Origin of the sequence: Mucilaginibacter metallidurans (assembly GCF_003286435.2) — a bacterium.
Classification (GTDB): Bacteria; Bacteroidota; Bacteroidia; order Sphingobacteriales; family Sphingobacteriaceae; genus Mucilaginibacter; species Mucilaginibacter gossypii.
This window is the reverse complement of record NZ_CP043449.1, coordinates 5,275,474-5,287,958: the sequence shown is the minus strand read 5'-3', so window position 1 is coordinate 5,287,958 and position 12,485 is coordinate 5,275,474. Positions and strand designations below refer to the sequence as shown.

The 12,485-nt window shown below is 43.6% G+C and carries 11 protein-coding genes and 1 pseudogene; 7 read left to right on the top strand and 5 right to left on the bottom strand.

The genetic code is table 11. The features are described from left to right. The first annotated feature begins 164 nt into the window (after nt 1-164). On the top strand, nt 165-1,019 hold the full coding sequence (locus tag DIU38_RS22340) for a DUF2911 domain-containing protein (RefSeq protein ID WP_090531065.1): 855 nt from the start codon (nt 165-167) through the stop codon (nt 1,017-1,019). A 100-nt stretch (nt 1,020-1,119) separates the two neighbouring features. On the opposite strand, the pseudogene DIU38_RS22335 reads toward DIU38_RS22340, so the two are convergent. The 5 genes and pseudogenes from DIU38_RS22335 to DIU38_RS22315 all read right to left on the bottom strand — a co-directional run bounded on the left by DIU38_RS22335 (nt 1,120) and on the right by DIU38_RS22315 (nt 5,458). Beyond that, a pseudogene (locus tag DIU38_RS22335) lies at nt 1,120-2,827 on the bottom strand (sodium:solute symporter). Nucleotides 2,828-2,935: 108 nt separating this feature from the next. Further along, entirely contained in the window at nt 2,936-3,127 is a 192-nt protein-coding gene (locus DIU38_RS22330) for a hypothetical protein (protein WP_090531057.1), read from the bottom strand. Nucleotides 3,128-3,338: 211 nt separating this feature from the next. After that, on the bottom strand, nt 3,339-4,580 hold the full coding sequence (locus tag DIU38_RS22325) for an RNA polymerase sigma factor (RefSeq protein WP_112651632.1): 1,242 nt from the start codon (nt 4,578-4,580) through the stop codon (nt 3,339-3,341). Nucleotides 4,581-4,626: 46 nt separating this feature from the next. Then, nucleotides 4,627-4,971, bottom strand: coding sequence for a YciI family protein (locus tag DIU38_RS22320; protein ID WP_112651630.1), 345 nt, complete (start codon nt 4,969-4,971; stop codon nt 4,627-4,629). Between the two features lie 34 nt (nt 4,972-5,005). Continuing rightward, a complete protein-coding gene (locus DIU38_RS22315; protein ID WP_090531050.1) occupies nt 5,006-5,458 on the bottom strand; it encodes a carboxymuconolactone decarboxylase family protein in 453 nt (150 codons plus the stop codon). 214 nt (nt 5,459-5,672) lie between these two features. On the opposite strand from DIU38_RS22315, the gene DIU38_RS22310 reads away from it, so the two are divergent. The 6 genes from DIU38_RS22310 (at nt 5,673) to DIU38_RS22285 (ending at nt 12,482) form a co-directional block, all read left to right on the top strand. Next, on the top strand, nt 5,673-6,131 hold the full coding sequence (locus DIU38_RS22310) for a DUF1569 domain-containing protein (protein WP_112651629.1): 459 nt from the start codon (nt 5,673-5,675) through the stop codon (nt 6,129-6,131). Between the two features lie 68 nt (nt 6,132-6,199). After that, a complete protein-coding gene (locus DIU38_RS22305; RefSeq protein ID WP_112651628.1) occupies nt 6,200-7,288 on the top strand; it encodes an acyltransferase family protein in 1,089 nt (362 codons plus the stop codon). Nucleotides 7,289-7,470: 182 nt separating this feature from the next. Beyond that, nucleotides 7,471-8,067 (top strand): DUF6436 domain-containing protein, encoded by a 597-nt coding sequence (locus tag DIU38_RS22300; protein WP_112651794.1) that lies wholly within the window; start codon nt 7,471-7,473, stop codon nt 8,065-8,067. Nucleotides 8,068-8,091: 24 nt separating this feature from the next. Then, nucleotides 8,092-10,347, top strand: a complete 2,256-nt coding sequence (locus DIU38_RS22295) for a response regulator (RefSeq protein ID WP_112651627.1) — start codon at nt 8,092-8,094, stop codon at nt 10,345-10,347. Nucleotides 10,348-10,588: 241 nt separating this feature from the next. Further along, a complete protein-coding gene (locus DIU38_RS22290; protein ID WP_112651626.1) occupies nt 10,589-10,933 on the top strand; it encodes a hypothetical protein in 345 nt (114 codons plus the stop codon). A gap of 154 nt (nt 10,934-11,087) precedes the next feature. Further along, nucleotides 11,088-12,482, top strand: coding sequence for a TolC family protein (locus tag DIU38_RS22285; RefSeq protein ID WP_112651625.1), 1,395 nt, complete (start codon nt 11,088-11,090; stop codon nt 12,480-12,482). Nucleotides 12,483-12,485 lie beyond the last annotated feature (3 nt).

Here is a 12,485-nt window from a genome sequence, read left to right as displayed (position 1 = left end):
GTGCAAAGGTAATAAAGCGCTGGCAATTTTAGCTTTACAGCAACGCGGCCTTCATTTATTCCGTATTTACATTGAAGGTGCCTAAACCTTGAAAATATTTTTAGGTCATACACAATAATATCTGCATTAAAACATTTGGTATCTTAGATTCGAAAACTATAATCATGAAAAAAACCTACGTACTCCTGTTCAGTATGCTGATAGCGTGCTGTTGTTTTAGCTCAAAATCATACGCCCAGATTCCCCGCATACCTGAGGCCAGCTCAACTCAAACCATTATCCAGGATTTCGGGTTAGGGAAAATAACCATCACTTATTCCCGTCCAAATGTTAAGGACCGCAAAATATTCGGGGGTATTATCCCTTACGGCGAAGTTTGGCGTACCGGCGCCAACGCGGCAACAACCATTACTTTTACCGAAAAAGTTGTTATTGAAGGTAACCCTGTGCCTGCGGGTACTTATTCCCTGTTCAGTATCCCTAATAAAGGCGAGTGGACCATTATACTTAATAAAGTGGTAAAACAATGGGGCGCATACAGCTACAAGCAAGATCAGGATTTTCTACGTTTTAACATCAAGCCAATCCGCGTGAGCGAAAAACGCGAAACATTTACTATGGCTTTTGTTAATACAACTACCAAATCAACCGACCTTGTTTTGGTTTGGGACAAGACCGCGGCCTATATCCACATGGAAACTGATGACGACGCCAAAATTACAGCTAATATTGATGAGCTGATGAAAGGCGACCGCAAACCATACTATTTCAACGCCATACAATACTACTACGAAAACCATAAAGACGTTGATAAAGCCCTTGGCTGGGTTTACGAAGCCGAAAAAATTGAGCCTAAAGGTCCGTGGTATAAGCTATGGGAGTCGCGTTTGTTACTGCGTAAAGGTGATAAAGCCGGTGCTATAGCAGCTGCAGAAGCCGGTATTGCCTTAGCCAACGCCGACAAAGATGAAGAATACGCCCGCTTAAACCAGGAAGCCCTGGATCAGGCTAAGCGATAGCCCTAAGCCCCACCCAACCCTCCCGGAAGGGGAGGGCTTTAAAAAGAAAATCGCTGTTTTTTATAGGAAATGGCGATTTTCTTTTATGAATTGATAATATTCAGAAAGTCTCCCCAACCGGGGGAGATTTAGAGGGGGCTGCCACGCTGATCAACACCGCAATTACTATCAGCAGAAGTGCACCGATAGCATTGAGCCACAAATAAGCGATTACATCAAAATAGCCCAGGATACAAATAATTGCTTCCGTTATAACTGCCGCTATAAATACCGCAGTCCCTTTTATTTTTTTAAGATAGAAGGCCACTATGAACACTCCAAGGATGGTTCCGTAGATATAGGAGCCCAATTGATTCACGGCTTCGAGCAGGTTACCTATGCGGCTGGCGTAAAGGGCCATCCCAATGCAAACCAGGCCCCAGAACACCGTTGCCAGGCGCGATGCATTTAAATAATTCTTATCTGTGGCGTTGGGATTAACAATTCGTTTGTAAATATCAACCACGCTTGTTGAAGCCAGGGAATTCAAAGCACTGGCGGTTGAGCCCATAGAGGCGAGAAAAATAATGGCTATCAGTAATCCTATCAAGCCTTTAGGCAGATACTGGGTAACAAAGCTAAGGAATACGTAGTTGGTATCGTTATCATCGGCCTTGGGGTTATTTTTTTTCATCAGTTCAATGGCGTTTTGCCTGATGAGGCGGGCCTTAGTGTCGGCCACCTTTAATTGATCTTTGGCATAACTGATCCCCTCTTCATTTTTACTGTTGATGGCTTTTATCAACTCGTTAGCCTTGGTTTTTTTTTGCTCAAAAGCCTGGGTATATTGCTGATTGAGATGGTCATATTCCGCAGCGTAAACGCTTTTTCGAATTTGTTTAACCTCGTACTGGTTAAAAAACATTGGCGGGCGGTTAAACTGGTAAAACGCAAAAACCAGTACCCCTATCAGCAGGATCAGAAATTGCATCGGGATCTTGATCAGGCCATTCATGATTAGCCCGAGGCGGCTTTGCCCCACCGAGCTGCCGGTTAAATAACGGCCTACCTGGCTTTGATCTGTACCAAAATAGGAAAGCTGTAAAAAGAAGCCCCCGATCAATCCGCTCCAAACGGTATAACGGTTATTGGGGTCGAATTTCCAGTCTATCACGTTCATGCGGCCCATTTTACCTGCCATTTTGAGCGAACTCATGAAACTTACATTGCCGGGCAACAGGTAAACAACCAGTACTCCTGCCAAAAACATCCCCGTAAAAATAATGCTCATTTGCAATAGCTGGGTATATGACACGGCCTTACTACCGCCATAAACAGTATAAACAATTACCAGCCCGCCTATAAACAGTGTAGTGTAAACCGTATTAATATTTAATATGGTTGAGAGGATGATAGACGGAGCATAAATGGTAATGCCGGTTGAAAGGCCGCGCTGAACCAGGAAGAGGAACGATGTGAGTGCACGGGTTTTCAGATCAAAACGCTGTTCCAAAAATTCGTAAGCAGTATAAACCTTAAGGCGATGGAAAATGGGGACAAAGGTGATACAAAGTACGATCATGGCCAGGGCAGCCCGAAGTAGAACTGCACAAAACGCATCCCGTCTGAATAAGCCTGGCCCGGTGCCGAAAGAAAGGTAATAGCACTTGCCTGGGTGGCCATTACCGATAAGCCACATGGTACCAGGGCAATGAGCGGCTGCCCATCAAAAACTGGTCGATATTTTTATTATTGCCGCTTTTCCATATGCCATAAAGCACTATAGAAAATATGGTAAGGCCTAAAACAATCCAGTCGGTTAAACTCATTCAAAGAATTTGGTAATGAGCCAGAATACTAAAACTAAAAAAACCAGCCATGCGGCAACAATGCCGTAAAACTGGTTCCAATTTTTTATAAATGAAGGGAGGTCAGGATCAGGCCTCTTCATTACGGCCACGAACTAACACGGCGATATATGCAGCAGCAGTTAACAACCCTAAAACACCACCTACAAAAATCCAGGTAAAGCCTTTTTCAATAATACCGCCTACAAATAAGCCAGAGATTAATCCTACCAAATAGTATATGTAATCAAAGTTTTCTTTTTCTTCTTTATGGTGTCCCATGATGTTATGTATATGATTGCAGCAAAAATAGGTGATTAATTGAATTTTACCAAAGTTTGTTTTGTAAAAGGATTGTGTGGTTTTAAAAGCTCATAAATGACGACAATTATTCAGTCGGTTTCCGGTCGGCTTTAAATTCACTATCGTTGTAAATATGCCAATAGCTTTGCGGTATGCATGAACCAATACCCTTTCAACTATTGTGAAAAGGCTATTCCTGCAAGTTTTTTAACCGCTCAACATTTTCCGCCATAGTTGCCTTATCATTTGCAGAAGTAGCCAGGTTCATAGCTGTTTCGTAATGCTGTAAGGCTTTTTGATTATCTATGCCGGTATACAGGTTGCCCAGCAGCGAATAATAAAAGTGGTTATTGCTTAGGTTCAGTTTTTCGGCTTCGGCTATTGCAGCCGGTTTTCCATTGGCTTTGGCAAGGGCAAATGTCCGGTTTAGCGCGGCGATGGGCGAATACTCCAGCATGAGGAGGCTATTGTATAGCTGTAATATATTTTCCCATTTTTCGGCAGCATCTTCCTTAAAGGTATGCCAATAAGCAATGCCGGCTTCGAGGTGATATTTAGTTATTGAAGTTCCGGTTGAAGCCTGGTTCAGGTAATGGATACCTTTGTTGATCAGGTCCCTGTCCCAAAGTGATTCATCCTGATCATCATAAAGGATCATTTCACCATGATCATTGCTGCGGGCCTCAAACCGCGACGCGTGGAAACACATCAGCGCAAAAAGTGCATTTACGGCAGGGGTATTGGTGGCTGGATTTTCAATAAGGAGGTAATTAAGCCGCATAGCTTCAGTACAAAGATCACGGCGGAGGGTAACATTTTGGGAGATTGAGTAATATCCCTCAGAAAACAGCAGGTAAATGGTTGTTAAAACAGTTTCCAGCCTGTTGCCGATCTCGCTAAGGCCTGGCTGTTGGATCCGGATTCCGGCTTCTTTCAGTTTTTCCTTTGCGCGGTTTATCCGTTTGTATATTACCTCCTTGTTTGCTAAAAAAGCATCGGTAATTTCCTGTACGCCAAAACCGCAAAGCAGGTTAAGGGCAAGCGCTACCTGCGACTCGGCCGAAATAACCGGGTTGCAAACCGTAAAGATCATGGCCAACTGGCTATCAGCTATGTTTTTGGCAGACAGGTCGATCTCTATTTCGCCTGTGCTGTCGGTAGTATATTTTATTTCGGGCAAAAGTTTTTGCTTAAAAATCGTATCCCGTTTCAGGTAATTTTTGGTTTTATTTTTTGCAACGGTATAAAGCCATGCCGTCGGATTATCAGGTAAACCTTTCAGGCTCCAATTTTCAGTGGCTGAAAGGAAGGTGTCGCTCACAATATCTTCGGCAATTTCAATATGTTCAATACCAAAAAGGCGGCAAAGCACTGCTGCAATTTTCCGGTACTCGGTGCGGAACAGGTGAGGTAAAAGTTCTTGGGGTTGCATAGGTTAAAATAAAAATGCCTTTGCAAAAGTACAAAGGCATTTTATTTTATACGGCAGGCACAGCCATTCGTACTTCAACGGCGGCCCCCCATTGCAATATCGGGCAGCCTTTGGCAATTTCAACGGCCTCATCGTAATCTTCGGCCGTGATCATAAACAACCCGCCTATCGATTCCTTAATTTCGGCATAAGGACCATTGATCACGGTATTTTGCTTAATTGTCCGGCCATCGCCGTCCCAGCGTTTGGGAGCACCAACCAGTTTGTTTTGGGCCGCGATGCCGCCTATCCAATCCTGGAAAGGTTTTATAGCTGCCTGCATTTGTTCGGGCGAGGGACTGGCATCTTTACTTTTCAGATCCCTGTGGATCACTAACAAAAACTCATTCATAAGGCTATGTTTTAATGGCGTTAATATAAGCTGTTTATGCAAACTGGCCAACCTGGTATGTGCCGGGAGTATTAGGGAACGATAGGTTGATGCGGTTCCAGGTGTTAATGGTGGTAACGGACAGCGTAAGGTCTATCAGTTCTTCATCACTAAACTGCGCCTTGGCTATGTTGTATACCTCATCGGTTACATGGCAGGCGGTAACGGCTTCGGCCCAGGCGAAGGCGGCCCTTTCACGATCGGTATAATAAGGTGATTCTTCCCAGGCGCTCAGGCCGTATAAACGTTGTTCAGTTTCGCCTTTGGCACGTGCATCTTTATAGTGCATGTCAAGACAATAAGCGCATTTATTGATCTGTGATACCCTGAAATTTACCAACTCACGAAGGGATAACTCAAGGGGCGACTTTTTAAGATAAGTATTGATACCGAATAATGGTTTTAAGGCGTTTTGGCCTTTTTCCCACATGCTGATTCTCTGTTCCATTTTGTTTTAAATTTATGTTGTTAAAACCCAATGACAACCGTGCCTGGCAGATTGGACAAAATGAAAAAATATTTTTTATTTTTTTTAAGATCGGAATTCATATCGGGAATTTTTGTTGGGCGGCATCTAATGCATCGCCCGCTTCGCAGATTTTCCGGTTTAAACTACATATACATGTAATACGTCTCTGTATAAAAATACCTATCTTTCCCTCATGGCCTTACCCAATATTTTCACTGCACAGGTAGCTGATGATGTAATCAGCCGGATCAACAAGCTCACGCCTCAAACCTCACCGGGGTGGGGTAAAATGAACGTGGCACAAATGTTGGCACACTGCTGTGTAACGTACGAAATGGTGTATGAAGATAAGCACCCCAAACCCGGCTTGTTCATGAAACTCATCCTGAAAACGCTGGTTAAAAACAAGGTGGTGAGCGAAACACCATATAAACACAACAACCCTACAGCGCCTGCATTTCTCATTACCGACGAAAGGGATTTCAATACCGAAAAAAACAGGTTGATAGCCTACATCCAAAAAACACAGCGGCTGGGCGAAAAAGCTTTTGATGGCCGCGAGTCGCATTCGTTTGGCTCCTTAACCATTACCGAATGGAGCAATATGTTTTATAAACATATTGACCATCACCTCACCCAGTTTGGCTGTTAAGCGCATAGTTTGAACATACGGTTAAATTTTCCTTTCTTTACCGGCATACAGGTAAATCGATATAGTGCATGGAAAAACTAAGCCCCGCCATCCTTAAAACCAAACAGCATTTTGAAATTCTTGACGGTATGCGGGGCATAGCTGCTATAGCAGTTGTTACTTTCCATTTTATGGAGATTGCTTATTCCGATTACAGTAAGGATTTTATAGGTCATGGCTTTTTAGCGGTTGATTTTTTCTTTTGCCTGTCGGGCTTTGTTATTGGCTATGCTTATGACGACCGCATTGCAAAAATGGGCATTAGGGAGTTTTTTAAGTCGAGGCTCATCAGGCTGCACCCGTTTGTTGTTATGGGGTCAGTATTGGGTTTGTTAAGCTTTCTATTTGATCCTTTTAGCAGCCGGGCTGTAACCCAGAGTATGGGTAGTATACTACTATTATTTCTCAGCTCCATATTAATGATTCCTAACCCGACAATGAGTGAACGGTATTTTAACTTGTTTGGGTTTAATGCACCTGCTTGGTCATTGTTTTGGGAATATGTAGCTAACATTGTTTATGCACTTGTGCTTTGTCGCGTTCAGCGGCGCTACCTGATTGTCCTTGGTGCAACTTCTGCTGTAGGTATTTGCTATGTGGCAGCTCACTCAGGTAATTTAATGGGCGGCTGGAGTGGCGGAACTTTCTGGGATGGAGGTGTACGTATAGCTTATTCTTTTACTGCTGGTTTGCTGGTTTACCGTTATAACCTTATCGTCAAAAATAAGCTTGGTTTTATAGGTCTTTCTATTTTATTGATGCTGGCTTTCCTGTCTCCGTTCTCAACATGGAACTGGCTTACCGAGCCTTTTATAGTTATCATTTATTTCCCGTTAATGGTTTCGCTGGGAGCAGGTGCTGTTCTTAACAACGGCTTACGTAAAATATGTGTTTTTTCGGGGAATATCTCCTATCCTTTATACATGACCCATTACGCAGTAATGTGGATGTTTGGTAATTATTATGCCGCAAATAAACCCGATGCTGTTCACCTGGCATATATCATTATACCCGGTTTAATTGTACTGGTAGCGTTTGCTTACCTGGTTATGGCAGGTTACGATGTACCATTACGGCGTTACCTAACCGAAAGAAGAAAAAAACAGGCTGTTAAATAAACCGAATGGCTATTCGTTGGCTTAATTAAAGATTAAGGAAGGATTTAGCCGACGGTTAAATTAAAACCTGTATGTTTAAAATGCTGGAAAAGTGTTGTTTGTACACTGAAAATATTTATTTTTACAAGTGGTTTTGTGCTGATTTCCAGTTGTTCTGTTGAAGTATGCCAGCCTTTGGTACAATGAAAAAAACGTTAGTTATTGGTTGGCTTGTGATGCTTTTAATCGCCGTTGGCGCTTTGTTTTGGTATAATGAGCTGCAATACCAGTTGCCTACTCCTGTACCGAAAAACTATAAAGCAGTAAAGCAGGGTACGGTAGTATCCATCAATCCCAGGCACTATCAGGATCGCAGTAAACCGCTGTTTCTGCACTTTTTTAATCCGGATTGTCCCTGTTCAAGATTTAATATCAAACAGTTTAAGGCTATTGCCCAGCAATATCGCAGACAGGTGAATTTTGCCATTGTGATTATGAGCAGTAAACACTTCACCGAAAGCGAAATCCAGGACAAGTTTGGGATGAAACTCCCCGTGATATTTGATCCCTCGGTTGCTCAGGCCTGCGGGGTTTACTCAACACCCCAGGCTGCCCTTATTGATACAGGCAGCAAGCTGTATTACCGCGGCAATTATAATGTAAGCCGTTACTGTACCGACGAAAAAACAAGCTTCGCCAAAGTAGCTATCAACGGTTTACTGAACGACAATACACGCCTAACATTTAATAAACTTGCATTAACGTCATACGGCTGTCGACTGCCCGACTGTCATAATTAATATTACCCCTAAATATCAATCATTGTGACCGCAGACATAGTTCAAAACATTAATTTTCAAACCGAGATCAAAGACCGCTCAGACAGGTTGATGGATTATTTCCTGCCTGTGCATTTTGTAGTTGGTTTAGCATTGGCCTATTTTTATGATACATGGCTTATTGCCTTTGGCGTTGGCGGCCTGTGCCTGTTGGCGTACTATACTGCTAAAATAGCCCTGCCTAATTCTTCCTTATACCAATATGTGCTGGCAGCTGTATTAGGTATTTTTATGGCCCAGTATATTTACCAGATGCACGGCTTGTTTGAGATGCACTTTTTTGCTTTTATTTCGAGTGCGCTGCTGATCACCTACCAAAACTGGAGGCTACAATTGCCATTGCTTTTAGTTGTTATTGTACACCATGCTGTTTTTAGTTATTTGCAGGATATTGGTTATGGCGGCATATTTTTTACCCAGCTCAATTACTTTGACCTTCAAACGTTTATCATACATGTGTTGCTTACCGGGGTTATCATGTTCATATGCGGGCTTTGGGCCTATCAGTTGCGCAAGTATAATGAACTAAGAATAGTACAAACCCTGCAAATGGCCGATCTGCAGCGGGAAGCCCAGTTATCGCTCGAGCGCAAACATAATGAGGAAGTTTTGGCAGCTGCAAACCAGGAACTAAACTATTCAAACCAGGAACTTCAAAAGGCACGCCTCGCGGCTGATCAGGCTAACCAGGAAAAAAGTATTTTCCTGGCCACCATGAGCCACGAAATCCGTACGCCTATGAACGGGGTTATCGGGATGTCGGCTTTATTGAATGAAACTGCGCTTAACGATGAGCAGCGTATGTTTAACGAAACCATCATCAGCTGCGGCGAAACACTCATCCATGTGATCAATAATATTCTTGATTTTTCAAAGATAGAAGCAGGTAGTCTTGATCTTGAACAGGATGATTTTAACCTACGGCAATGTATTGAAGATGTGATGGATATGTTTGCCATCAAAGGCGGACAAATGGGGCTCGACCTGGTTTATGAAATTGCCGAAGATATATCGCCGGGTATCATCGGCGATCCGCTGCGGCTTAAACAAGTGCTCATAAACCTGGTAAGCAACGCCATAAAATTTACGGAGAAAGGTGAGGTGGGCATTAAGGTTAGTTGTGTTGACAAACAATCTGATGGCTTGCTGAAATTAAGATTTGATGTTTGGGATACCGGCATAGGCATTCCGCATGATAAGCTGCACCGGCTGTTCAAGGCATTTTCGCAGGTCGATTCATCTACCACACGCAAATACGGGGGCACCGGTTTAGGTTTGGCTATTTGCCAAAAGCTTGTTGCCCTAATGGGCGGCAGTATAGGCGTTGAAAGTGAGCCCGGTGCCGGTACCAGGTTTTTCTTTACCATAAACGCCTATCCCGGCGAGATCTCCCACCGGCAGCCTGCCAGTTTTGATCTTGAGGAACTGCGCGGCAAAAAGATACTTATAGTTGATGACAACCATACCAACCTGTCTATTTTAAACCGTCAGTTTGAAAACTGGAACCTTAAATCGGTACCGGCAGAGTCTGCCGCCGAGGCTTTAGTGATCCTGCAGAGAAACAAAGACATTGACCTGGTTATTACCGACATGAACATGCCCGTAATGGATGGGGTTATGCTGGCCCGCATCATCAGGGAAGGGTACAGCCACATTCCTATTATACTGCTAAGCTCGGTTGGCGAAGAATTTATAAAAGATCAGCGAATGCTGTTTACCTCTGTTATGAGCAAGCCGATAAAACAACAGGTGCTTGGCAAACAGGTTTTTATGGCACTCAGGAATAAACCGGTCCAAAACGATGATAAACAAACTAAGAGCAAGCTTTCGGTTGATTTTAGTGATAAATATCCCTTCAGTATCCTTATTGCCGAAGATAATGAGGTTAACCGGCACGTTATTAAACACATTTTAAACAAAATGGGCTATAAGCCGGGTATGGCCCAAAACGGGCTCGAAGCAATAGAGGCCCTGTACCAGAACGATTACGAGCTTATTTTAATGGATATGCAGATGCCTGTTATGGATGGGCTTGAAGCTACCCGTGTAATCCGTAAAGAAAACGTTAAGCAGCCTGTTATCATTGCTTTAACAGCCAACGCCATGGCCGGCGATGAACAGGATTGTTTGCAGGCCGGTATGAATGATTACCTGAGTAAGCCTGTAAAGCTTGATGAACTGATGAATAAGCTTTCGAGATGGCACACTACAGTTAATAAAACCGCATTGAGTCAGGGTTGATGCAACCGCATTCCTGCAATAAGTTTGAGGTTTGGTTCGCTATCAAGGGGAGGATAATTACCTGGCGGGGGCTGCTTCGACTTAATAGTAGTGAAGTTTTCTCATCCTGATATACGGAATATAAATGCAACAATACTTTTGCAAAACAATTAGGTTATTTTTTTCATTTTTGTACAGCATAAGCAATATGTTGAATAAGCGAAATTCTGAATTTTTGAGATCGTTGCGGATATTATCGGTAATGGCCTTTTATTTGGTCATCGCGAGCAGTCATGTTTTTTTCCTTCCCCGCTTAACGCAACTGGGCCGTACACGTTCAACAGGATTCAATTCGGTTTTTAAACGAAAGATGGAGAACCTGCACAGCAGCTTCAGCGAATCAAGCTACGTTCAAAGACCAGACAAATCAACCCTTGAGGAGAAAAAGTCTGTTACCGATTTGATCAGCGCTGTTGTAGGTAGTTTTATCCTGCTGTTTTTTGCATTGCAGCTATGGAAATTAAATCCGAAGCAATTAATCCGAAACTTCAGAATTATACCCGGGTATCGATACTCCTATCTTTCCCTTTGCACTTTTCGCATTTGATTTGAATGATTAAAGGCGCTCTGCCTTTAGATACATCATCGATCATTTTTTCAATTAATTATCCATCGTTTACCGGCATTTTTTGCAGTGCTTACTGATCTGTAGCGATCAGTGTGCGGGCATTTCCCGGTAAGCATATTCCGTACATCAAGATATGCGAATTTCAAAGAAGTTCTGCTGCCTGTTTACAGGCCTGCTAATAACAGCCTGTACTTATGCGCAGCAACAAGGTAACACACCGGTTAGCTTAAAAACGCTGCTCAACAGCGTAAACCGAAACGCACCCACATTGCTAACCGATTCGGCAGCTATTGCAGTAAGGCAAGCCCAGGCCGCTGAAACCAGGAGTAGCTGGCTCCCTAACCTGAAACTAAATTACCAGGCAGATTATGGCACCAATAACAATGTTGCAGGCCCATATTTCGGCTTTGGTATTATTCCTTCAAACTCCAGGGGCGTACGGCCCGAAAGCAATACTACCACCGTATCAGCCAACGTTGGGGTAGCCGCGCTCGACTGGGAGATCTATAATTTTGGGGCCTATGGTGCTCAAAATAAAGTAGCCAACTCTGATATTCAGGTACAGCAAAACCAGTTTGCTGATTCCAAATATCAGTTGCAGGCTTATGCCATTGGCAATTACCTCCTACTGACGGAACTGGAAAACTTCCTCACCATCCAGGCGCGGAACATAAAACGCAATCAGGAGATCCGCCGGTCGGTACAGTCGCTCGCCAAAAGTGGGGTAAGGGCAGGCGTTGATACCAGCATTGCCGAGGCCGAACTGTCAAAAGCCCGTTTGAACTATATCGAACTTAACAACCAGGTGAAGCAGGTACAGTTACAGCTTTCGGCTGTCAGCGGCTTACCTTATCAGACAATAGTACCCGATACCGCTGCCGAAACAAATCTTATCAATACCGCAACCGGCCTCGACCCCTTGGTTATCGACACCACCGATCATCCCTTGATCAATTATTATAAATCGGTATATCAAAACAGTTTGCAGCGGGAAACACTCGTTAAAAAAAGCTACAATCCTAAAATATTATTGGAAGGCGCCGTTTGGGGCAGGGGATCAAGTGTTGATGCTAACGATCATTTTAACAGCCTCAGCAGCGGATGGGGGTTCGACAGGAATAATTACCTGGTAGGTATAGGCATTTCTTACAACCTGTTTGATTTGCGCCGCAGGCAACTGAAACTAAGAACGCAACGCGCCAATACAGATTATACACTCCGGAAGCTGGATGAGCAAAAACAACTGCTGGCCATCAATGCCAACCGGTCGGGCGTAGAGCTGCAAACCGCCCGCGAACGCCTGGTTGAGATCCCCAATCAGCTTAAAGCGGCTTCTGATGGGTACCGGCAAAAGCTGTCATTATACAAAAATGGGCTAACCGATATCATTGAGCTTAACGCCGCGCTCAATATCCTTTACCGCGCCGAAACTGATTATGTACAGGCCAAATATGCCTATTCAAATGCCCTGTTCCAGCAGGCCGTTACCGGCAACCAGGTAAATACTGTATTAAACCTTTTAAAATAATTT

Bases quoted from the DNA above. Each gene is read 5' to 3' on its own strand.
- DIU38_RS22300 (WP_112651794.1), top strand. From the start codon at position 7,471: ATGAAAAAAACGTTAGTTATTGGTTGGCTTGTGATGCTTTTAATCGCC.
- DIU38_RS22315 (WP_090531050.1), bottom strand. From the start codon at position 5,458: ATGGAACAGAGAATCAGCATGTGGGAAAAAGGCCAAAACGCCTTAAAA.
- DIU38_RS22325 (WP_112651632.1), bottom strand. From the start codon at position 4,580: ATGCAACCCCAAGAACTTTTACCTCACCTGTTCCGCACCGAGTACCGG.
- DIU38_RS22290 (WP_112651626.1), top strand. From the start codon at position 10,589: ATGGCCTTTTATTTGGTCATCGCGAGCAGTCATGTTTTTTTCCTTCCC.
- DIU38_RS22320 (WP_112651630.1), bottom strand. From the start codon at position 4,971: ATGAATGAGTTTTTGTTAGTGATCCACAGGGATCTGAAAAGTAAAGAT.
- DIU38_RS22305 (WP_112651628.1), top strand. From the start codon at position 6,200: ATGGAAAAACTAAGCCCCGCCATCCTTAAAACCAAACAGCATTTTGAA.
- DIU38_RS22330 (WP_090531057.1), bottom strand. From the start codon at position 3,127: ATGGGACACCATAAAGAAGAAAAAGAAAACTTTGATTACATATACTAT.
- DIU38_RS22285 (WP_112651625.1), top strand. From the start codon at position 11,088: ATGCGAATTTCAAAGAAGTTCTGCTGCCTGTTTACAGGCCTGCTAATA.
- DIU38_RS22310 (WP_112651629.1), top strand. From the start codon at position 5,673: ATGGCCTTACCCAATATTTTCACTGCACAGGTAGCTGATGATGTAATC.
- DIU38_RS22340 (WP_090531065.1), top strand. From the start codon at position 165: ATGAAAAAAACCTACGTACTCCTGTTCAGTATGCTGATAGCGTGCTGT.